General features: G+C 65.6%; 22 protein-coding genes and 2 pseudogenes. 9 read left to right on the top strand and 15 right to left on the bottom strand.

The features are described from left to right. Positions 1 to 599: 599 nt before the first annotated feature. The 3 genes from ggt to ACH427_RS03345 are packed head-to-tail and all read left to right on the top strand — an operon-like array spanning position 600 to position 3,941. Complete coding sequence (gene ggt / locus ACH427_RS03355) at positions 600 to 2,468, top strand: gamma-glutamyltransferase (protein WP_398867657.1); 1,869 nt, start codon at positions 600 to 602, stop codon at positions 2,466 to 2,468. Between the two features lie 21 nt (positions 2,469 to 2,489). Continuing rightward, positions 2,490 to 3,296 (top strand): maleylpyruvate isomerase family mycothiol-dependent enzyme, encoded by an 807-nt coding sequence (locus ACH427_RS03350; protein WP_398867656.1) that lies wholly within the window; start codon positions 2,490 to 2,492, stop codon positions 3,294 to 3,296. Between the two features lie 57 nt (positions 3,297 to 3,353). After that, complete coding sequence (locus ACH427_RS03345) at positions 3,354 to 3,941, top strand: Clp protease N-terminal domain-containing protein (protein ID WP_398867655.1); 588 nt, start codon at positions 3,354 to 3,356, stop codon at positions 3,939 to 3,941. Positions 3,942 to 4,240: 299 nt separating this feature from the next. Here the strand turns inward: ACH427_RS03345 and ACH427_RS03340 are convergent, their stop codons facing one another. Next, positions 4,241 to 5,656, bottom strand: a complete 1,416-nt coding sequence (locus ACH427_RS03340; RefSeq protein ID WP_398867654.1) for a phytoene desaturase family protein — start codon at positions 5,654 to 5,656, stop codon at positions 4,241 to 4,243. Positions 5,657 to 5,684: 28 nt separating this feature from the next. After that, positions 5,685 to 5,873: pseudogene (locus ACH427_RS03335) on the bottom strand (inositol monophosphatase); the annotation flags it as partial. A gap of 108 nt (positions 5,874 to 5,981) precedes the next feature. Between ACH427_RS03335 and ACH427_RS03330 the strand changes: the two are divergent. Then, positions 5,982 to 7,427 carry a recombinase family protein gene (locus ACH427_RS03330; protein ID WP_398867652.1) on the top strand — a complete coding sequence of 482 codons (1,446 nt, stop codon included), beginning with the start codon at positions 5,982 to 5,984 and terminating at the stop codon, positions 7,425 to 7,427. Positions 7,428 to 7,611: 184 nt separating this feature from the next. Here ACH427_RS03330 and ACH427_RS03325 read toward each other — a convergent pair whose 3' ends face one another. From ACH427_RS03325 to ACH427_RS03270, 12 genes and pseudogenes are all read right to left on the bottom strand, one after another. Then, a complete protein-coding gene (locus ACH427_RS03325; protein WP_398867651.1) occupies positions 7,612 to 7,860 on the bottom strand; it encodes a hypothetical protein in 249 nt (82 codons plus the stop codon). A 196-nt stretch (positions 7,861 to 8,056) separates the two neighbouring features. Then, on the bottom strand, positions 8,057 to 8,632 hold the full coding sequence (locus ACH427_RS03320) for a hypothetical protein (protein WP_398867650.1): 576 nt from the start codon (positions 8,630 to 8,632) through the stop codon (positions 8,057 to 8,059). 22 nt (positions 8,633 to 8,654) lie between these two features. Further along, positions 8,655 to 8,855 (bottom strand): hypothetical protein, encoded by a 201-nt coding sequence (locus ACH427_RS03315; protein ID WP_398867649.1) that lies wholly within the window; start codon positions 8,853 to 8,855, stop codon positions 8,655 to 8,657. Beyond that, on the bottom strand, positions 8,852 to 9,424 hold the full coding sequence (locus ACH427_RS03310) for a hypothetical protein (protein WP_398867648.1): 573 nt from the start codon (positions 9,422 to 9,424) through the stop codon (positions 8,852 to 8,854). Before ACH427_RS03310 ends, ACH427_RS03315 begins: the two co-directional genes overlap by 4 nt. Then, a complete protein-coding gene (locus ACH427_RS03305) occupies positions 9,411 to 10,190 on the bottom strand; it encodes a hypothetical protein (RefSeq protein WP_398867647.1) in 780 nt (259 codons plus the stop codon). The genes ACH427_RS03310 and ACH427_RS03305 overlap by 14 nt, the downstream gene beginning before the upstream one ends. Positions 10,191 to 10,383: 193 nt before the next feature. Further along, positions 10,384 to 11,073 carry a toprim domain-containing protein gene (locus ACH427_RS03300; protein ID WP_398867966.1) on the bottom strand — a complete coding sequence of 230 codons (690 nt, stop codon included), beginning with the start codon at positions 11,071 to 11,073 and terminating at the stop codon, positions 10,384 to 10,386. Positions 11,074 to 11,095: 22 nt separating this feature from the next. Continuing rightward, positions 11,096 to 11,296 (bottom strand): annotated as a pseudogene (locus ACH427_RS03295) (CHC2 zinc finger domain-containing protein); the annotation flags it as partial. After that, complete coding sequence (locus ACH427_RS03290) at positions 11,293 to 11,580, bottom strand: endonuclease VII domain-containing protein (RefSeq protein ID WP_398867646.1); 288 nt, start codon at positions 11,578 to 11,580, stop codon at positions 11,293 to 11,295. The gene ACH427_RS03290 and the pseudogene ACH427_RS03295, both read right to left, overlap by 4 nt. A gap of 125 nt (positions 11,581 to 11,705) precedes the next feature. Further along, positions 11,706 to 12,026, bottom strand: a complete 321-nt coding sequence (locus tag ACH427_RS03285; RefSeq protein ID WP_398867645.1) for a hypothetical protein — start codon at positions 12,024 to 12,026, stop codon at positions 11,706 to 11,708. A 32-nt stretch (positions 12,027 to 12,058) separates the two neighbouring features. Next, complete coding sequence (locus tag ACH427_RS03280; RefSeq protein WP_398867644.1) at positions 12,059 to 12,862, bottom strand: AAA family ATPase; 804 nt, start codon at positions 12,860 to 12,862, stop codon at positions 12,059 to 12,061. A gap of 90 nt (positions 12,863 to 12,952) precedes the next feature. Next, positions 12,953 to 13,702 carry a RecB family exonuclease gene (locus tag ACH427_RS03275; protein ID WP_398867643.1) on the bottom strand — a complete coding sequence of 250 codons (750 nt, stop codon included), beginning with the start codon at positions 13,700 to 13,702 and terminating at the stop codon, positions 12,953 to 12,955. Between the two features lie 23 nt (positions 13,703 to 13,725). Then, positions 13,726 to 14,121 (bottom strand): hypothetical protein, encoded by a 396-nt coding sequence (locus ACH427_RS03270; protein ID WP_398867642.1) that lies wholly within the window; start codon positions 14,119 to 14,121, stop codon positions 13,726 to 13,728. Positions 14,122 to 14,459: 338 nt separating this feature from the next. Between ACH427_RS03270 and ACH427_RS03265 the strand changes: the two genes are divergently transcribed. After that, positions 14,460 to 15,923, top strand: coding sequence for a hypothetical protein (locus ACH427_RS03265; RefSeq protein WP_398867641.1), 1,464 nt, complete (start codon positions 14,460 to 14,462; stop codon positions 15,921 to 15,923). A gap of 55 nt (positions 15,924 to 15,978) precedes the next feature. On the opposite strand, the gene ACH427_RS03260 is transcribed toward ACH427_RS03265, so the two are convergent. Further along, positions 15,979 to 16,491: a hypothetical protein gene (locus ACH427_RS03260; protein ID WP_398867640.1), complete on the bottom strand. Its 513-nt coding sequence runs from the start codon at positions 16,489 to 16,491 to the stop codon at positions 15,979 to 15,981. A gap of 604 nt (positions 16,492 to 17,095) precedes the next feature. Between ACH427_RS03260 and ACH427_RS03255 the strand changes: the two genes are divergently transcribed. The 4 genes from ACH427_RS03255 (at position 17,096) to ACH427_RS03240 (ending at position 21,447) form a co-directional block, all read left to right on the top strand. Continuing rightward, positions 17,096 to 17,419: an HNH endonuclease gene (locus tag ACH427_RS03255; RefSeq protein ID WP_398867639.1), complete on the top strand. Its 324-nt coding sequence runs from the start codon at positions 17,096 to 17,098 to the stop codon at positions 17,417 to 17,419. 127 nt (positions 17,420 to 17,546) lie between these two features. Further along, entirely contained in the window at positions 17,547 to 17,984 is a 438-nt protein-coding gene (locus ACH427_RS03250; protein WP_398867638.1) for a hypothetical protein, read from the top strand. Positions 17,985 to 18,628: 644 nt separating this feature from the next. Further along, positions 18,629 to 19,624 (top strand): hypothetical protein, encoded by a 996-nt coding sequence (locus tag ACH427_RS03245; protein WP_398867637.1) that lies wholly within the window; start codon positions 18,629 to 18,631, stop codon positions 19,622 to 19,624. A gap of 386 nt (positions 19,625 to 20,010) precedes the next feature. Then, entirely contained in the window at positions 20,011 to 21,447 is a 1,437-nt protein-coding gene (locus ACH427_RS03240) for a phage portal protein (RefSeq protein ID WP_398867953.1), read from the top strand. The last annotated feature ends 22 nt before the right edge of the window (positions 21,448 to 21,469 follow it).

Below are 21,469 nucleotides of genomic sequence, written 5' to 3'. Positions count from 1 at the left end.
CCAGCCCCGCCCCTTCCCGAAACTGGGGGCAAGTCCCCAGACCCCCAGCAACACGCTTCGCGCGTTGTCCTCAAACGCCGGACGGGCTGAAAAGAACGGCGCACCCGCGCTGAAAGGAAAGACCGGCGCGCCCAGGCAGCAACGAGCACCCTCCGGCGGGCTGAAAGAAACGACCGGCGCACCCCACCACCCCGCACTTGCCCTCCGGCGGGAGGGGGTGGGGCTGGAGGGTGGGGTTCTGGAACGCGGTGCGAATTCGGGGCACTCAATACAAAGCACGGCACCCGCACCGCGTTCCAGGTCCCCAGCCCGGAAGACCCACCCCCGGCACCCACCACAAACCAAGCCCGGCCGGCGCTTGAGGCCACCCGAACCGCAACCACAACGCACCCGCACAAGGCAACGGCAGACGCCGTCCCACGACAGGCCCATACCCGTGGCGCGCCCAGCGAGCCACGGGTAGGCTCCGGGCCCCGTTCGTCCGCAAGGAGGCAGGGATGGCCCGCGCGAGAACGACCACTCATCGGCATCGGCTCAGGCATCGGCTCCGGCATCCGCGCCTGCCCGCGCTCACCGCCGCAGCCGCAGCCACCGTCGGCTTGATCACCAGCGCCGGCATCGCCCCCACCGCCGCGCACGCGAATCCGCACGCGAACCCGCACGCACAACCCCCCACCGCCGCGCACGCGAACCCGCACGCGAACCCGTACGCACAACCCCCCACCGCCGCGCACGCGGACCCGCACGCGAATCCCCCCATCAAAACCCCCGTCGCCACCGGCTACGGCGGCGCCGTAGCCAGCGTCGACGCCGACGCCTCGGCCGCCGGGATCGAGGTGTTGCGCAAGGGCGGCAACGCCGTGGACGCCGCGGTGGCGACCGCCGCCGCGCTGGGCGTCACCGAGCCGTACTCCGCGGGGATAGGCGGGGGCGGCTACTTCGTCTATTACGACGCGAAGAGCCACCGCGTCTCCACCATCGACGGCCGCGAGCGCGCCCCGCTCAGCGCGGGCAAGGACCTCTTCCTGGAGAAGGGGAAGCCGATCCCGTTCGCCGACGCCGTCACCAGCGGCCTGAGCGTCGGCACCCCCGGCACGCCCGCCACCTGGGACACCGCGCTGCGCTCGTGGGGCAGCCTGTCACTCGGTCAGGTGCTGCGGCCCGCCGAACGCATCGCGCGCACCGGCTTCACCGTCGACGCCACCTTCCGTCAGCAGACCGCGGACAACCAGTCGCGGTTCAAGGACTTCCCGGCCACGGCGGCGCTCTACCTCCCCGACGGCCGCCCCCCGGCCGTCGGCAGCACACTGCGCAACCCGGATCTGGCGCGTACGTACGAGCAGTTGGGACGCCAGGGCACCGGGGCCCTCTACCGCGGCGACCTGGGCCGTGACCTCGTGCGGACCGTACGCAAACCCCCCGTCGGCCCGAACTCCCGGCGCGTGGCGCGCCCCGGCGGCCTGACCGAGCGGGACCTGCGCGCGTACGCGGCGAAGGAGCAGGCTCCGACCCGCACGAGCTACCGCGGCCTGGACGTGTACGGCATCGCCCCGTCCTCCTCCGGCGGCACCACCGTCGCGGAGGCCCTCAACATCCTGGAGCACGGCGACCTCTCCAAGCCGAGCGAGAAGACCTATCTGCACCGCTACATCGAGGCCAGCCGGATCGCCTTCGCCGACCGCAACCGCTGGGTCGGTGATCCCGCCCAGGAGAAGGTGCCGACGCGGGCGCTCACCTCGAAGGCGTTCGGGGCCTCCCGCGCCTGCCTGATCTCGGACGACCACGTCCTGACCAGCCCGCTCGCACCCGGTGACCCGCACCGGCCCGTGCCCTGCGGTACGCGCGGCAGAGCGGAGGCCACCGCGTACGAGGGCGACGACACCAGCCACCTGACCGTCGCCGACAAGTGGGGCAACGTCGTCGCGTACACCCTCACCCTCGAACAGACCGGGGGCAGCGGCATCACCGTCCCCGGCCGTGGGTTCCTGCTCAACAACGAACTGACCGACTTCTCCTTCGTGCCCGTCACCCCGGGCGTCCACGACCCGAACCTGCCGGGGCCGGGCAAGCGGCCGCGTTCCTCCATCTCGCCGACGATCGTCCTCGACCACGGCCGGCCCGCGTTCGCGCTCGGCTCGCCCGGCGGCGCGACGATCATCACGACCGTCCTCCAGACCCTGCTCAACCACGTCGACCGCGGCATGCCCCTGGTCGACGCGATCGCCGCGCCCCGCGCCAGCCAGCGCAACGCCACGACGACCGAGCTCGAACCGGCGCTGTGGGACAGCCCGTTGCGCGGCAGACTCGAAGCCCTCGGCCACGCGTTCACGCGGAACCCGGAGATCGGCGCGGCCACCGGTGTGCAGCGCCTGCCCGACGGCCGCTGGGTGGCCGCCGCGGAGAAGGTGCGGCGCGGCGGTGGCTCGGCGATGGTGGTGCGACCCGCCGGACAGCCCCCGGCGCACTGAGCCGCGTGGCAGGGTGGGGCCATGGACCCTTTGGCGGAGTTCCACCGTGAGGCGCGGGCGTTCGAGGCCGTGGTACGGCGGGCGGCCGGGGCGGCCGCGGCGCCGGTGCCGACGTGCCCCGCGTGGTCGGTGGCCGACCTGACCCTGCATCTGGGAGCAGTGCATCGCTTTGTGACGGGTGTGGTCAGGGAGGGGGTCGGCGCGCCGCCGGCCGGCGTCGCCCTCTCCCTGGACCACCCGTTCCTGTGCCTCCCGGCGGACCGGACGGGCTGGCCCGAACCGGAGCGGGCGCCGAACCTCGGGCCGGTGCCGGAGGCGATGGCCGACTGGTTCGCGGCCGGGGCCCGGGCCCTGGAGGAGGCGCTCCGGGAGGCCGGTCCCGCGAAGAGCGTGTGGTCGTGGGCGCCCGACCGGAGCGTGGCCTTCTGGACCCGGGTCCAGGCCGTCGAGGCGGCCGTGCACCGCTGGGACGCGGAGCACGCGACGGGCACGGCCCGGCCGGTGGACGGGGAACTCGCGGCCGACGCGGTGGCCCAGATGTTCGAGGTGATGGCACCGGCACGGCGGACCTGGACACCGGCCCCGGCGGGAGCGGGCGAACGCTTCCGGTTCCGGCGGACCGACGGCCCGGGGGAGTGGACCGCCCGCTTCGACGGCGACGACGTCCGGCTCACCGCGGGCCCCGGCCCCGGCGCGGACGTCGAGCTGGCCGGCACGGCCTCGGACCTGATGCTGTTCCTCTGGGACCGGATCCCCGTGGACCGGCTCGACGTGACGGGCGACCGGGCCGTACTCGCCCGCTACCGCGACCTCGTACCCCCAGGCTGACATCGAGGCAGGCTGACGTAGCGTCTGGAGGCGTTCGAAGCACTCCAGGAGGCAGGCATGTTCGAGGCAGACACGATCCAGCGGTTCACGCAGAACGCGCGGCTGGCCATCATCCGCGCGCAGGAAGCGGCCCGCGATCTCGGCCACCGGTGGATCGGCAGGGAACACCTCCTCCTCGGCGTCATCCTCCAGGACGGCACGCCCGCCACTCTGGCGCGCTTCGGCATCACGGCCGAGTCGTGCCGGGCCGCGATCGTCACGGTGGTGGGCGACGGCGAGGGACTCTCCGCGGAGGACGCGAAGTCCCTGCGCGGGCAGGGCGTTTACGTGCCGGGGCCGCCCGCGCCCGCGGAGGAACCGCGGCGCGGGCTGCGGTTCTTCGGCCGCCGTAAGAAGAGCGAGCCGCAGCCCGGGCCGAGTGCGGAGCCGCAGCAATTCCTGCCGTTCACTCCGAGCGGCGGGCACGCGCTGCACGAGGCGGGCAACGTCCGGGTTCCCGGCCAGCGTGACAGCCGGGTCACTCCGCACCACTTGCTGGCCGGCGTTCTGGATCCGGAGGATGAGGTGATGACGCGGATCTTCCGCGAGCTGGGTGCGGATGTGGCGGCGGTCCGGTCGGAGACGCTGGGGGAGTTGTCCGGCTGAGACGAGCCTCCGGGGGCCTGCGGGGGTGGGGGGGGGGGGGGGGGGGGGGCCCCCCCCCCCCCCACCCCCGCAACACGCTTCGCGCGTTGTTCTCAATCGCCGGACGGGCTGGATTGTGCGGACCGAGGCCAGCACATTCAGCCCGTCCGGCGATGGAGGACGCGGCCGCGGGCCGCTCCCGCCGCAGGCGGCAGACGGACCAGCAGCCGGGGGCCTGGGGCGCGCGTCCCGGTTTCGGGAAGGGGCGGAGCTGGGGAAAAGCCCGCCGCGGGCGCCACCCACCCGCACCCGAACAACCGCTAAGCCCCCCGCAGACCCCGCCAGACCGCCCGAGCCGCATGATGCCCGCACATACCATGCACACCCGGCCCCGGCGGCGTGGACGAAGAGCAGATGAAGACATTCGGCCGCGCCGTCGCATACGGCACCCGCGAGAGCTTCGGCCGGATCACCAGCCGCAACCCCGCCACCGACCCGGCGGCAATGTCACCGCCGACATAATTCGCGTTGCGAGCGGCAAGCTCCGGCGGGCCCGCCGTCGCGCGGGCGAGGACGAGGTCGCGGAAGCCCGGTGCGAAGCGTTCGAGCTGACGCTCGATCACCTCGGTCGCGTCGCCCTGCCAGCCGTTCGGCACGTGTCCGTACACCCAGAAGGTGTGCTTGCCCTCCGGGGCCCGGGTGGGGTCGACGATGCTGGGCTGCGACGTGATGAGGAAGGGTACCGAGGGGTCGGCGCCGTGGAGGGCGGCGCCGAGAGCTGCGTCGACCTCCTCGTACGTCGGGCCGATATGGACCGTGCCCGCGCGGCGCGCGGCCTCCGACGCCCACGGCACGGGGCCGCTCAGCGCGTAGTCGATCTTGAACACGCCGGGGCCGTAGCGGAAGTTCCGGTAGGCGTCGCCGAGCCCGGCGATGCGGGCGAGGGCGGTGGGCGAGGTGTCGAAGACGTACGCGCGGGCGGGCGGGAGGTCGTCGAGGCGCCTGACCTCGAAGCCGGTGTGGAGGACGCCGCCCTGTTCGCGTACGTACGAGCCGAGGGCGTCGGCGATCGACTGCGAGCCGCCGCGCGGCACCGGCCAGCCGCCCGCGTGCGCGGCGAGCGCGAAGATCAGGGCCATGCCGCCGGTGCCGAAGCCGCCGAGCGGCGCGATGCCGTGCGCCGCGAGCCCGGCGAACATCGCGCGGGCCTTCGCGTCGTGGAAGCGGCGCGTGAGCAGGGCCGCGGGCTGCGCGGCGAGCAGGGCGAAGCGCGCGTAGCGCAGGGGGTCGCGCGGCAGGCCCTGCCAGGCGGTGCGCAGGAAGTCCGCGGCCACCGCGTCCCAGTGCCCCCGGAAGGGCGTGACCAGCCGGCGGTACGTGCCGGCGTCGCGCGGCCCCAGCGAGTGCGCCGTCTCCCCGACGCTGTGGGAGAGGACGGCGGCGCTGCCGTCGGGGAAGGGGTGCGCCATGGGGACCTCGGGATGGATCCACTCCAGCCCGTGCCGGTGCAGCGGCATCCTGGTGAAGGCGGGCGAGCCCGCCGCCAGCGGGTGCACGGCCGAGCAGGGGTCGTGGCGGAAGCCGGGAAGCGTGAGCTCCTCCGTGCGCGCGCCGCCGCCGATCGCCTCCGCGGCCTCGAACACCTCCACGGCCAGGCCCCGGCGGGCCAGTTCGGCAGCCGCCGTGAGCCCATTGGGCCCGGCACCTACGACGACCGCGTCGAGCATGGTGGGCACCGGACGCAACTCCCCTCGTCCCCGTGGATCAGCCGGCGGACGCCAGCAGGCCCAGGATATGCCGGAGCGTCACCTCGTCCCGCGCGGCGGCGAACGGCAGGGCGTTGCCCCCGGCTATCCGGAACGGCTCGCCCGCGACCGTGCCGCTCGCCCCGCCCGCCTCGGCGACCAGCAGCAGTCCGGCGGCGTGGTCCCAAGCGTTCTCCCAGGAGAAGGCTTCCAGGAAGCTATTACGTGACTTATGATGCGTCAGACGACGAGTGAGGCGCAAGCCCTGACCCCTGGGGGGATCGTGGACACCCGGCCGCTTGCTGGCTACTGCCGCATGTCTGATGCCGATCTGGCAGAGATCAAGCACCTCGTACGCATAGGCATGCTGACGGAGGAGCAGGCCAAGGAGCGTGAACGTAAAGGCGTCCTCAAGCAGCGCGAGGATCTGACTGAACTCGCTGAGCGCTTGGACCGGACGGTAATCTTCTACGAGGACAACAACCTTTCCGCCTTCAAGCGCAGCGTGAAGCGGAAGGACTTCGAGAGGATGGTTCGCGATCTGGACGGCGGGTCCCTTGGTGGGGTCCTTGCGATCGATATCGACCGAGTCTTCCGTCAGCCTAAGGATCTCGAACGCGTAATCGACTGTTACGACAAGAAGGACGCTAACCTTGTCTTTCAGACCCTGTCAGGTCAGAACTTTGACCTAAGCACGGCTGACGGGCGCTTCACTGCCCGCATCATGGTGAACGTGGCTAATAAGTCCTCTGAGGACATGTCTCGGCGTTTGAAGCGCGAGATGCAGCGTAAGGCGTTCGCTGGCGAGGCGTCGGGAGGGCACCGAGCCTTCGGTTGGGAAGAGGACCGTAAGACCCTCCGACCTTCGGAAGTGAGGTACCTCGACGGCGGCGCCGAGAAGATCCTTGACGGAGACTCGATCCAGACCGTAACTGACTGGTGGCGTGATGAAGGGGTCGTCGGCCGTACCGGCAAACCGTTCGTGCGCAGCTCCGTTGAACGCATCCTCGTCAACCCTCGAAACGCTGGCATACGCGTTTACCAGGGCGAGCCCTTGAGGGACAAGGACGGCCACTACATCCTGATCGAGGACCCTGATTTCCAGGCTCCATGGAAGATCGAGAAGTGGGAAGCCGTCTGCGCGAAGATTGCGTCCCGGAAGAAGAAGCTCCCCAAGGCCGAGACTCGCGTCCGAAGCCTGCTGTCTGGCATCCTCCGATGCGGTGCATGCGGAGCGCGGATGACCGCAGCTATGACGAGCTCGCCCTACCCCAAGTACCGCTGCTCACGGGACGCTGGCGGGTGCGGCAACGTCTCGATCTCTCGCCCGCACACGGAGAAGGCCGTCAGAGACCTGGTGACTACCGTTCTCGCTGAACTAACGGCACGGCGAGAGACGGAGGCAGTACAGCCAATCTGGGAGAAGTCAACAGAACTGGCCGCGACGGAAAAAGAGTTCGAGGAGCTTAACGCCCTGTGGAAGGCTGGCAAGATCAAAGCCACTACGTATGCGATCACACGCGAGCCGCTTGAAGAGCGCCTGAACCAGCTTCGAGGAGAGCGGGCGGTTGCCCTTGCTCGACCAATGGCCGTCCCGAGCTTGGACTTGTTGAAGGACGGCTGGGAAAAGATGTCCGTCGAACGAGGACGAGACGTGATCAAGAGCGTCCTTACTTCCGTCCTCGTCGCGAAGCACGAGAGGCGCATCACTGGCAAGGGCATTGACCACAAGCGCCTAACTCCTGTTTTCCGGGACTTGTGATCTCGTAACGCCAGAAGGCCCCTCCTGGCAGGAGGGGCCTTCACTACTTCACGCGTGCTCTAACACCGAACTGAGCCAGCAATTGGTTAAGAACCTCGTCGGGAAGGATAGGGGCTTGTCGCACCCAGTATCCCAACCACTCTTCCTTAGTCACGATTTGTAGCCCTCGTCAAGACAGATTGTCTCACTCATCGACATCAACCTCCCCCTCTGTGATCACATCGGTGGTTGGCTGCATCTCCTTCGTCCAGTAGTCCGTTGCCATCTCTTGGGCCAGGTCGTGAGGTACACCGGAGGTTACGGCCACGGTGTACACGGCGCCGGTGAGACGGGCCGCAGTGAAGGCCATGGCAGCTCGCTCCTCCAAAATCCGCTGGTTCAGGTCGCGTTCGAGGCGCGACACCATTTCTTCGAATTCAGAGTTGTCACTCATCGATCTCCCCCAGGTCGTCAAGCAGCTCGTAGCAGACAGCGCACAATGGTGTTTCGCGACCGGTCCATGCCGCTCGTCCGATCGCCACACGGGTAAAACAGCTTCCGCAGTTTTCCGGTTCGGTCACTCGCGTCCCCTTCTCTCTGGGCTCGGTGGGGCGCCTCACGGGGCGCCCCACCGGCGTCAGCGCTGCTGCTTACCGGGCGACGAAACGGCCGGACTGCTTGTCCTTCCAGGCCGGCTGGCACTGCTTGAGGGGGCAGAACATCGCTTCCCAGGGCCCGTTGGCATTGGTGCCGGCTCGGTGCTCACGCGCCCCGTGCACGCAGGTGACGTCGCCCTGGTGCTCCGAGGAGCCCGCGGTTGGCGCGGTGGGGGTTACGCGGCCGTTCTCGAACCGCGGAGCCGCTGCGGCGGGTGCGGCCGGGGTGGTACCGCCCAGGTGCGCGTCACGTGTCGCCTGCGCTGCCTGGGCGACGGTGGCAATGACGCCGTGCTCGTGGAGGGCCCGCAGCAGTGCTGCGGCGCCCTGAGCGGCAGCCTCCGGGGTCGTCGCCGTGACCGACGGCGTAATCCACTCGCCGTCACGGTCGGCGGCCTTGAGGGTTGCCCCCACCCTGTACTCCGCAGGAAGTGCGGAGGGGGCCGGAGCGGGAACAGCTGCCGGGGCGAAATTGGTGGCGGGTACGGGCTGCTGCGCCTGGTGGTGTGCGGGCTGGGGGGCCGGGGCGTTGGTGTCCCAGGGGGCGGAGGCGGCGAACGGGTCGTTCATCAAATTGGGTTCCTTTGATTAGTTAGACGATGGTCTTGTGTGCGTCGGTGAGCATGTTGATGAGGGCGGACAGTTCGAGAGGTCCAAGTAGGACTCTGGATGTATCGCCGTACTTGTTCCAGAAGTCGAGCTGTATCGGCGAGTTGGGTTCTGTGCCGTAGGTGACCTTGATTTGTGCACTGCTTGCGTCATCAGGTCGGTAGACCTTCGTCGTGTCGATCACGCAGCCGCCTTTGTTCGTAGGGTGCGGTTCATCTGCTGTGCGAGGGCAACAACGGCCCGTGAGAGGGCCTGGCGTTCGGTCTCCCCTTGCACGGGGAGCCCGTAGACATAGCGGCGCATCAAAAGCTCCCGGTGACGGGGGTTGAGTTTCTTGAGGGAGGCGCCGGCATCGATACGGGCAGATACAAGGTTGTCTGTCACACGTGAGGAAAGGAGGTCATCACGCTTGCCGACCATCGCCCCGAGTTCCTCGTCGGTGTAGATGAACGTCCGCAGTGCGGTTTTCGCCTCCTCAGGGGTGTAGTGGTACTGACTGTCGTTCAGGTCGACGTAGTTGCGTTCCCTTGAGGCGTACTGAGTTCCGGCCTTGTGGAAGATCTTCCATAGGAAGTCTTCTTGGTGGTAGTGGGCTTCAATGGTGGGCCGGTGTTGGATGGCGTGGGCCAGGATCTCCTGTTTGACGTCATCTTTTTCCACGATGGACCATCGTTGGGCGATTGTGTAGGCGATCTTGTCGGCAAGGTTGGCGAGATATCCCCAGTCGAGTTCGATGTTTTCAGGCGGCGACACCGTAGAGCTCTCCATTGACTACGAACTTTCCATTATTGATCAGCACGAGTTCAGGGAAGGCAAGGTTGCCCACGACTCTTACGATGCCGAATGCCTGCTGCCAATTGGCGGCGCCGTACTTCAGGTAGCTTGCCTGGCGCATGTCCATAAGGTTGCCGATTTCAAGCCCCATGAGGGTCTTGGTCTTTCCGCTGTAACCGTTGGTGTCGGGGACCAGGCCGGCGCGGTGGGTGTGCCCGCACACGACGGACTTACCAACCCTCTTAGCTATCCCAACCGCGGTCCCTCCCCCGTAGCGGCTCAGGCTGAAACCAAGATGCCCGTGGGTCGCTGTCCACCCTGGGGCGAAGTCGTAAAAGTCGGGGTGGAAATCAATGCCATAGTCGGAGAGGTGTAGGAGGCGGTCTTCGGTGTAGGGGTTGGGGTGCTCGTTGTCGAGAAGCGCCGGGTTATTTCTGGCGAAGTAGAGGCTTGGCCGGTCGCCATGGTTGGAGCCGATGAGGCTTGACGGCCCGTCGTAGACGGCGCGGAGTTCGGTGCAGTAGTAACGGCGGGTGTAGGCGGCGTCCTTGAGGGCGCCGCCCTCAAACTCCAGCTTGGTGCCCTTGGTCCACCGGGACGGTTGGGGGTAGTCCGTGACGTCCCCGATGTTCACGACCTCGTCGGGCTGCGTGTCCTTGATGAAGTCCAGGACTGCCCGCCACGCCTTCCGGTCGTGAAAGGGCATTTGGAGATCGCTGATAAAAACAATGGTCTTCAACTGCAATCCGCCTCAGCCCCTTCCAGGGGCGCTAGTTCATCGTCGGCGAAGTTGAACATGCCGCCGCACGCAAACTCGACATCGTACGGAAGTGGTTCCTGTTCGAAGATTCTTCGGATGGTTCCGATGTCGTTGCTGAAGAGCCATGCGCGCTCTACGGATACGACCTTGACCTTGTCGCCTATATGGTGTCGGGCTGTCAGAGTCCTAGCCTTTCTCGGTATGCCTCATGGCCATGGGTTTTGGTGAAGCGGTTGACGTCGTAGCCGTCGCCCAAGTCGATCGGGATCGCGTTGGAAAGACGCTCGCAGGTCTTCACGTTGAACTGCCGCCCTGCCTTGTCCCCGTCCCCGAGAGAGAACACGGTTGTGAAGCCGGCGAAGGGCGGGGCGAAATGGGGCTGCCAGCTCGACACGCCAGGGACAGAGGTCGCGGGAACGTCTGCGGCCACTGACGCCATAGCGTCGAACTCGCCCTCTGCCAGGACAACATGGGGGCTCGGTTCGACGAGCGCCCACGTGTTGTAGATGCGTGGTGGGTGTCCGGGGAGTCCGAGGTATTTGGGGTGCCCGTCGTGGGTTTCCTCGTGGGGCTCCAGGTAGGTGCCGTCCGGGGTTTTTACGCAGCGGTCGGATATGCAGCGGAACCGGATTGTGGTGACACTGTTAATGCCCCCGGCTGGACGGAGGTAGGGGATGGCTAGGCGCCCCCGGTACTGCTCATGCCCGGTTACCGGATCCGAAGCGAAGCCGATTTTGAACCTGTCGGCGACCTCCCCCAGGCCGCGATGAACCATGTACCCCTCGGAGGGACTTCCCGGGTAGCTGCGGCTGTAGCTCTTCGCCGCGGTGACCAAATCGCTCTTCTGCGACTCGCTTAGCCTCCACAAACTTGACCCCCTCCTCTCTTTCAATCACCTCGTACGAGTCCAAGGACAGGTCGCAGGCGAAACAACGGATCCGGTTTTTCTGGTAGTTGATGGAGGCGGAGGCCCTGCGTTCCTCATGGAAAGGGCAGAGGCACTTGGTCCAGGCCCCGCGTTCACCGGGCTCGTCCCAAGCGGGAAAATATGCTTTGAGAACAAGGGCGATGGGTGGTTTGTCTTCGCTCATGGCGTGTCGTCTCCTCGGTAGTAGCGGGGCCCCAAATGGCGTTGGGCCGGGGGGTCTTCGAGGTATTCGGCTGCGGCCCGCAGGGTCTCGGGCCGGTCGCGTGCGGCTGTCAGGAGCCGTCCGTTGCACATGCGGCAGAGCAGACCCCGGACGAGCCCGGTTTTGTGGTCGTGGTCGACGCTGAGCCGTTGCCGCCTGGTGCCGCCGCACACGGCACACCTGCCGCCCTGGAGCTCAAAGAGACGGTCGTAGTCGCCGGCCTGGAGGCCGTAGGTCGCCTGCACCCGTGCTTCGTGTGTGGCTTTGCTCCGGCCGCGCTTTTTGCAGGAGGCGCAGATGCGGCCGCGGGTGCCGTGAAAGAACTTGTCGGCGCGGCGGCGTTCACAGCGGGTGCAGGTGCGGAATCCCTTCAAGCCTTGGCCCGCTTGCGCTCCTGAAGGTCGCGGGCAAGCCCACCCATGACCTGGGCGGCCATCGCGATCTCGTGGGCGTCTACGAGCTCAACCCAGCGGAGGCCGCCCCGGCGGGGGTAGACGTAGACAGCACGGCCGTGATGGCGCTTGAGATCTCGGGCCAGCCGGCCGAAGTCGAAGCGGCGGCCGGGGGTGAATTCCACGATGGGAGTGGCTCCCTGGCCCAGGTGCTCGACGGCGCGGTTGTCGAGCTCGGGAAACTGGTCGTGGAGAAGCTCGGTGATCTCGATGGTGATGCTGTAGCCGGGGCGAGCCATGTGCGGTTCCTTCTTCCGTGAGCGGGCGCCGGTCAGAGGTCTTCGAGGCGGATGTTGACGGTGTTGAAGTGGAGTTGGGCGAAGGTCTCGCCGCTGGCGTCGGCGAAGCCATCACGGTTTTTCACCGGGCTGACATTGAGGGTCTTGGAGTAGAGGCCCTCTGTGGCCTTGTGGATGGTCAGGATGAGCGAGGGGACGCGGGAGACCTTGCCTTTGATGCCGCTCTGTGGGATGGGCTTGAGCCCATCGGCATACTCGCCGATGACGTGGTGTGTGGTGGTCACGTGGGCCCCGATTTCCCGGGCCATTTCGTTGAGGTAGTCGCAGAGTTCTTCGAGGGCTTGCGTGTATTCAGAGGCGGTCCCGGAGCCTCCGGTGTCGAGGTTGGAAATGTTGTCGATCACCGTTAGGTGAACGTCGGTTCCGAACACCTCCTCGTAGGCCATGAGGTGGAGTTCGATCTCTTCCGGGGTGGGTCTGGCGGAGTAGTTGAAGCGGATCCACCACCGTTCGGCTAGGGCGTTCTCGTACTCGGCGAAGTCCCCTTGCCGGAGGCGGGACTTGATGACTTTCGAGTCTTCGCCGGTGATGATCGCGGTTGCTCGCATGAGCTGGGTTGCCGCGGTCGAGTCAGCCGAGAAGTACAGGCAGGGGATGTTGGCTTGGATGGCGAGGTTGAGGGCGAGGACTGATTTTCCGGTGCCGCTGGCTGCGGCGAGTACAGACAGTTCGCCTCGACGGAATTCAATGTCAAGGTCACTGAGTCCTTTGAAGGGGTTGGGGATGGGGTCGCCTACGGCCCCTGCTATCTGGATGCTTTGACTGAGCGAGTACATGTTACTCAGATCAACTTTCTGGGCCGGAAAGAAGCCCCCAAGGGGGCCGCATGGAGAACTTAGATCACCGAGGTTACTCAGATCAACTTTCTATTTAAAAAAACATGCGTGGCTCACGTCACAAAACCGGCACGAGTAGCCGGGGTTGGCGGGGAAGTCACCGCGCTTGACTCCGGCGTCCATGGCCGCGAACCGCTCGGCAACCATCTCCTCCGTGGACTCGTCCAGCCTGACCGGGCGTGACGACCTGCCCTCTTTGGCGAGGTACCAGTCAGCCCGGTCGACCTCGACGTTGTAGAGCTTGCGGACGGCGACGCCGTACGTCTGGAGCTGGAACCGGCTTTTCATGCTGCCGGTCTTCCAGTCCCGCACGCGCACGGACCCGCCCTCATCGATGAGGAGGTGGTCTATGTAGCCGCGCACGACGACACCACCCATCTCCACCTCGAAGTGGAGCTCAACTCCGATCTCCTCGGAGGGTGTCACCCAGGTCGTTGCCGGGTTCTCCGCCGCCCACTTCACGTAGTGAGCGGCCTGGGCCTGGCCCAGAAAATACCGGCGCTCGATGTCCTCTCCGCCGGTGTAGCCGGCCGCGAGCCACCGATCCGTATCCGGCTCCTGATCCAATGCCTCGTTGGTGAGAACGCTGTACCTGTCGGCGAAGAGCTCGACCACCTCACCTTCGCTCATGGCTCTGCCGGACTTCTCGTATGCCTCGACCGCGGAGTGAAAAGCCGTGCCGTGGTGGGACCAGGCAGCCGGCCTTGGTGTCACCCGCTGGATGCGCTGGAGGTTGTACCGCCAAGCACACTGCTCGTCGTACTGCAAGAGCTGGGACACCGAGCGGGGTTGGGTTTGGATGCTCACGCGGCGGCCTCCGGGTGAATGATCAGGTAACGGATGGAAGCGCTTCCGGGGAAGTGAGGGTGGGGACGGTCGGCATGGTCGAGGTCAACGACGGCATGCCGCCACCTCGGTAGGCCCTGGGCTGTGAGCACGTTGTGCAACTCCTTGGCGCAGTCGTCAGTAGCTAGATCGGTGAGTACAACGTCGTAGTAGTGGCCTGCGGCTGCCTCGACCTTGAAGAGGGCGGCGCCCGTGGTCATGAGAAGGCATACAGGCTCGTCGGTGAACGAGCTTTCAAATATTGCCGCGGCAAGCTCCTGGCGCCTGGCGTGACGTGACAGGGAGAAGGCCAACGGGCAAGACTTCCAAGCATCTTCACCGCTCCACTCCACAACGGCAGTGAAGTGAACCACAGTCAAGCTCCCCCCGCGTTACTCATATCAACCCCCCGGCATCCATTGATAACACCGAACCTCACGCATAGGCAACGTTAAGGCCACGCCATGTGACGGTAATGCCGATTTTGGTGCCCCCCACTGACACCGACCGGCCATCAAGTGACCGTCTCCACCGCGCGATGCACCCACTGTGTACCGTTTTGCTTCCTTATGACCGCCCATTTTAAGCCGCCAGCTTGACTGAATCTTGACCTACTTGGCGCTAGGTTTTCCCCGGGGGAAATTTACCCGGGGAAAATCGTTCCCCTGCAAAAGGCCACCGGCCTACGTACGGTCAGAGAGGAAACAACGAGATGGACAGAGAGGCGCTGGCGGCGATGCTCAAAGAGGCGCGGGCAGGTATCAGCCCCGAATCACGGGGCATACCCAAACGGCTCGAACGCCGGGGCGGCAAGGCGCCCGGCCTGTCCCACTCGAACATGGATTACCTCTTGAAACGCGGCGAGTACGGGAAGTTCGAGCGCGGCCAGCGCGCGAGCCTTGACTACATGCGTGACGTGGCCATCATCCTCGACTTCACCGAGCAGGAATGGGTGAGGTTCTTCGGCCTTGCACGAGGAGAACACCCGCCCTGCGACCTCCGGCCCAACTCCACTGTCCTGCTGCCTCAAGTATTGAAAGACATGGTCGAGGCCACGACGCGGGTTGCCTACCTCTGCGACCACGCGGGCAACGTCATCGCCTACAACCGGCACGCTGCCGCGCTCTACTCTGCCGACGGGCGCATGCCATGCAACACCCTCTACCACTTGCTCTTTAACCCGGAGGCCCGCGCCAAGACGCTGCCTCACTGGCGCACTGTGTGGGCGCCCACGCTTGTCGCCATGCTGCGATCGCTCTCCAGCCGGCACAAGCACGACGCCACCCTCCAGGCCCTCGAAAGGCTTTGCCTGGCCGACCCGATCACCCGGGACCTGTATGAAGAGCACCGGTCCATCCCCGCGGGACTGTCCCACCCCGACGGTGACATCAAACCCTGGTGCCATCCGGAGTTCGGGCCCGGCTGGATCAGGATCAGTGTCTCGACGCCGCTCGACCTGCCCGCGAGCATGTTTTTTCTTGTCGACTTCCACCCGGGGCAGGAACCGCCGGCTCGTCGTGAGCCCCAGCGGATCACCACGACCGACTTCACGGACTCTTTTCCGCCTCTGCCCCACCAGGCCGTTCACCGGCAGCAGCACGCATCCACCCACCCGGGAGTACCTGTGACCCTCCAGACCGTCACCGCCGAGACCGTCATTCAGCCGTGCGATCACCCCGTCACTCCGCCTGGATGGCCCCAGAGCACGTGCTCAAACTGCGTCCCCGCGGGGGAGGGTTTGGCCAAGGTCACTTACCTCAGGCTCCAGGACCAGAGCCCCGAGGCTCAGGCCGTAGGCGTCCGGTACGACCTGGACAAGCTCCGTGAGCGCGCCGAGCGGCTCGCCCAGGACCCGCAGGATGCGACGGCACAGGACGAGGCCGCCGTTCTGGCGGGGGAAATCGACATTCTTGACGAGAAGCTCCGGGGCCTCCTGGCGGAGCTGCCGGCCTTCGAGGGCTACCCACAGACGGAAACCTGTCGCTGGTGCCACGGGAGCATCACGGTCGATATGCCGGGGCAGCGCTGGTATGCGGGTGAATCTGCCGCGCCGTCACTGCTGTGCTCGCAGCCCCCCGGGAACCGGCGGGTGACGCACAAGCCCGGAGAGCGCTGGAGCCCCGAGGATGCCGCACTGATAGACCAGCTCAAGCAGCGTTGGGGCGGCTGGGCTTAGTACCGATGCCGATATTGAAGCGGCCTCAGGCGGTGTCACCGCCTGAGGCCGCTGTCTATTCCTGGGGAGCCTTGCTGTCCACAGGGGGGAGTCTCATGGCCTCCACGATGTCCGCACCGGGCAGAGGAACGCCCTCAGGCCACCGGACCAAGAGATCTTCATCCCGTGCCTCCCTGGGAACGTAGAAGAACCCCGCTTCTGTGTCGCGTCGGTATTCGATAACGAATCGACCAGAGCTCACATTTTCCAAGAACTGGCCAATTTGCTTGAGCTGCGTTGGCGATAGCGTCTCATCACCAAGCCGTTGCCTCATATAGTATTTGAGGGCTTGCAAAGGCCGCTTGTTGTGGTGTGACTGGCGTCCGGGTACGGAGGTGGACTTAACATCCCAAGCCTCCTTGAGTGCCGCATGAACGCGAGTGGCTATCGGCTTCTTAAGCATGCCCAGCCCGCTGCGGCGCTTCCACACGGCTTGCGGGGTCACGCCGTAGCTGCGCGCCAACTCATCATCTGTTGCCCCGAGTTGCATCAACTTTCTCAGCACAGCATCTGGCGGCAACTTCGTCATTGCAAGTCCGGCTTCCTAGCGCGTCAGGGTGTCCGAGGCCGCTCGAATGCTAGCCCCGCCCGCGACTCAGATCAACTTCCGACGTCACACTGATGTCTCGCCTGCCCGGATCCGGTCCGAGTAAGCCTTCCGCCTGGGCCAGAGGATGTGACCTGCGTCTCACTTTGGACCGGGACCGTCACAGAAGCTCCGACTCCCCCCTACATACTTAGTGAGACCGAGTGAAACGAGGTCGAACGAACAGAAAGATCTTTTAAAAATTGTTCTTTAACTCTACTCTCTCCCCTTGAGGGGAGAGAGAGTATAAGAGTTCAGATTTCTCTCTTGTCAGATCTCCTAGAAGAACTCATTAGATCTATAGCTCTCTGGTAGTTCTCTGGTCGAAATCCAGGAGAGATTGGCCTAGGCCGCCAGATCAGTACCCGGCCTAGGCCCCTTTTTCGAACCGTCCCGGCTGATCCCCGGGACGGCCCAAGGCGGGGTCGCTCCTCGCTGGAGTCGCAGTGTGGAGTGCACGCAGCCCCCAACGCCCCGGCTCGGGGCGGGCCGGGCGGCAGAGCGGGTTCGAATCCCGCCGACTCACCACGCACGGAGGGAGACCACGATGCCCCGAGCGAAATCGATTTGCATGACAGTGGGCTGCACTTCCGTGACGGTCCGCTCGGGCCGCTGCGAAACGCACGCCCCGCCCAAACGGGGCTGGCAGACGTCGGCCCGGAACTCATCGCGCCCAGGCGACGCTAATCGCCGCCGGGCCCTGGTCCTGGCCCGTGACCGGTTCACGTGCCAGCGCTGCGGCTCACGCAGCGAATTGGAAGTCGATCACCTGATCCCGGTCGCCCGCGGGGGTACCTGGGCGCTCGAAAATCTCTGGGTGCTGTGCCGTGACTGCCACCGTCGCAAGACCTATGTCGAGGACCGGCCATAGAGCGAGGCCCCGGCCGGAGCCGGGGCCTCAGTGGCCCGGCATGATTCCCTCGATCGCCCCGGCCTTGACCTGTCGTCACCCCATGTCGGACAGGTCCGCTGACCCTACCGCAGGAGGTGCAGAGCTCATGCCGTCTCGTCGTGGGCCTGCACCCGACCCGAACGCCCGCCGCAGGAACGTCAACCACGCCCTGGGTGAGCACCAGCTCACCCCGCAAGCCGGCGAAGGCCGGGCGCTGCCCGAGGCTCTCGGCATAGCGACGGACGGCGCCCGGCGATTCTGGGCAACGTGGGCCGCGGCTCCGCAGACTCAGCACTGGCTATCCACGGACTGGGTGGAGCTGGAGATCACCACGAAACTGGTGGACGAGCTCTACGCGGGGAACGTCAGGCTGGCTGGTGAGATTCGTCAGCGCGTCGGGAAATGGGGGGCGACCACGGAGGACCGGGCCCGGCTGCGCATGGATTTCGGCAAGCAGGTCGAGGAAGAGGCCGCCAAGGCTGCGCAAGAGGTCAAGGTGGCTGATCTGGACGCAGAGTTGTTCAAGATGTTGTCGGAGAACTGACCTAGGGGGGTGAGGGTTTGCCCCTGACGGGAAACGTGCCGTCTGGTGTCCCTCACCCCTCTCGGAGTCTCGGGTACGGCATTATTCGCTGGGCTCAGACGTACATCGTTCAGCCGGATGGCGAGAACGCCGGCCAGCCCTGGCGATTCAGTCCGGAGCAACTGCGCTTCGTCCTCTGGATGTACAGCATTGACGAGCGCGGGAGGTGGTTGTACCGGTCTGCCGCGCTGCGTCGCGCGAAGGGCTGGGGTTTAGCAAGACACCTCTCTTGGCTGCCCTGGCGATTGTCGAGTTCATCGGGCCCGCGCGCTTCAGCCACTTCGATGGGAACGGGATGCCCGTAGGCAAGCGCGTTCCCCTGCCGTTGGTGCAGATCGCGGCAACGTCCCTGGACCAGACGGCTAACACCCGGGACATGATCCGCGGCATGCTCGCCGAGTCTCCCGCCGAGCGGGAGTTCAACCTGGACATCGGCAAAGGGCTGATCCAGTTCAAGGACGGCAAACCGGGGCGGATCGAGCCTGTCACCTCCTCTTCTCGTGGGCTTGAGGGGGCGAGGCCGACCTTTGCCCGGCCCCCGGCAGGCACTACCCTGCCGGGGGCCGGTGGGTCGCTTCGTTGTGTGCGACGAGGTCCATCACTGGGTGGACAGCAATCAAGGCACGTACGTCTGGGAGACCCTGGACCGAAATGTTCAGAAGACCTCGGGCGCCGGCTCGCGTCTGATCGAGACGACCAATGCGTTCAATCCTTCCGAGGCGAGCATTGCCCAGCGGACCTACGAGGCCGCAATGGAACTGGGGGCTCCTGGCATCCTCTACGACTGCCGTGAAGCGGTGCGGGACATCGACCTCAAGGACGAGGCCGCGGTTCGTGCAGGCGTCGTTGAAGCCTACGGGGATTCACATTGGGTCGACGTTGACGGCATCGTCGCGGCGGTCATGGACCCGCGTACGAGTGCAGCGGTCGCGTACAGGTTCTATCTCAACAACATTCAGGAAAACGCCGACGGCTGGCTGACGAAAGCCGAGTGGGATGCTTGCTTTGACGATGGGGATGATCCGATACAGCCCGGCGATCAGATCGCTATCGGCTTCGACGGGAGCCTCCGAGGGGACTCAACAGGGCTCGTGGGCGCTCGTCTTCGAGACGGCAAGTTGTTCCTTCTCGGCTTGTGGGAGAACCCTCGTGACCCGAAGCAGCCGGATTGGGAAGTTGACGTCCTCGCTGTCGAGGCCGCGGTGAAGAAGGCGTTCGAGAGCTACCGGGTCGAATGGTTCTACGGCGATCCCCCCTACTGGCAGGAAGCACTTGGCCGTTGGGCAATCAAGTACGGGGATGACCGGGTATACGAGTTCTGGACCAACAAGCCTACCCGTATGGTGCAGGCCACTGAACGCCTTCATTCGGCGGTTGCTGTCGGCGACGTCAAGCATGACGGGAACCTCGACCTCACACGTCATGTGCTCAATGCTGTCACACGTGAGGTTCCACAGGGCATCTTGATCACTAAAGAATCTCCGCGGTCTCGAAAGGTCATTGACCTGGCTGTGTGTGCCATTCTCGCTATCGAGGCGAGGGCCGACGCTATTGCCGATGGGCGCATGCAGCTCAAGCGCCGTCGCGTCGTCGGCTTTTAGGAGAAACGATTTGGCTTGAGCAGGCCGGCCCCGTTGGGTCCGGGCTGCTCTTGTGCTGGCCCGTGCTGCCGTGCACCTGGCGGTTACTGGGTGATCGTCGGGCCGACGTGTGGCCAGCGTGTGAGGGGGCTGCACCGCCCACGAGTAACCGGCCCCCGCTTCATACGGGGGTGAGCCGAAAGGGGTCGTAAGCCCGTGTAGTTCCCTCACATTGCCCGTCTGGCCCCATCGGAGGAGGCAGGGCGGCACCGCCGTCCAGGTTTCCGGTTCGAGTCCGGGGGCGGGCACCCACGCACATGAAGAGAAGTCAGGCTGTCGGGTCGAGCAAGGCCCTACGTAGTTAGGGGGATTGTCTGAACCTGGCCGCAAACAAGTACGCCGTCCCTATCGGCGAGATAGGGGCCCCGCCGTCCAGTCCGGAACAGTGGCTCGACTACCTGAAAGGCAAGCTCTCCGCCCAGCAGGCCAGGGCTCGTATCTTCGGGGACTACTACGATGGTCATCACCAGCGCATGCTGTTCGCTCAGTCGAAGTATCAGAGTGAGTTCGCGGAGGTCTTCGACCGGTGGAGCGATAATTTCTGCGGGCTGGTCATCGATTCGGTGAATGAGCGTATGGCCGTTGATGGTTTCCGGATGACGGATGAGCCGGAGGCGGACAAGGCGGCCCGTCGGATCTGGCAGCGCAATTTCATGGATGCCGAGTCTGCCTCGGGTCATCTGGATGCCATGATCCAGGGAGCGGCCTATGTCGTTGTCTGGGCGGACGAGGACGGCGAGCCGACCATCACGGTCGAGTCTGCCGAGACGACCGTCATTCAGCTCAAGGCCGGGTCCCGCCGCGAGGTCGAGGCCGCAGCCAAGTTCTTCGTGGACGACTGGGGTCGTGAGCACTGCACGCTGTGGCTCCGGGATGCGGTGTGCACCGGAGGGCCCACGCTCGCTGGCTACCGCGTCGAAACCACGAAGCCCAACCCGCTGGGCGTCGTTCCCGTCGTCCCTTTGCACAATCGTTCCCGGCTGGTCGGGGAACCGCTCTCCGACCTCTCGCCGATCATTCCCATTCAAAATGCGGTCAATAAGGTGACGGCGGATTCTCTCGTTGCTTCCGAGTATGCGGCTTGGCCGCAAAGGTACGTGACAGGTTTGGAGATCCAGGAGGACGAGAACGGTCGCCCGAAGGAACCTTTTCGCGTCGCTGTGGACAAGCTTCTTCAAGCCGAGGATCCGGCCGCCACCTTTGGTCAATTCGCCGCCGCCGACTTGAGTAACTATGTCGCCCTGGTGGACATGCTGACTGTGCACCTGGCCTCAATCGCGAGGGTCCCGTTTCATTACATGATGAAGGGCGGGCAGGTCCCGTCGGGCGATTCCATCACCTCTGCGGAAGCCGGGTTGATCGCTAAGGTGCGTGAACGGATGTTGCACTTCGGGGAAAGCTGGGAACGCACGCTACGGCTTGCGTTCCTGGTCAAGCACGACCGTAAGCGGGCGGAGGCATTCGAAGCTGAAGTCATGTGGCGTGACCCCGAGAAGCGCACCGAGGCACAGCACGTGGACGCCCTCCTGAAGCTCCAGATGCTCAACGTTCCGAAACAGCAACTTTGGCTTGACGCGGGGTACACCCCGCAGCTGATCGAGCGGTTCCAGCGCCTGTTGGAGCAGGAAGCGAAGGCCGCTATGGAGATGGCAGACAGGTACATGTCGCAAGCGGATAAGGCATCTATGGCTCAGTCCGTACCCGCTGCGGACGCTGCGGAGAAGGCAGCGCGGAAGCCCCCGCGAGGCAACTCCGATAATGCTGCCCGTGAGATGGGCGAGTAAGCCCCCAGACTCGAATTGGATG

Source organism: Streptomyces sp. NPDC020379, from assembly GCF_044387105.1.
Lineage (GTDB): Bacteria > Actinomycetota > Actinomycetes > Streptomycetales > Streptomycetaceae > Streptomyces.
This window is presented reverse-complemented; position numbering and strand designations above follow the sequence as displayed.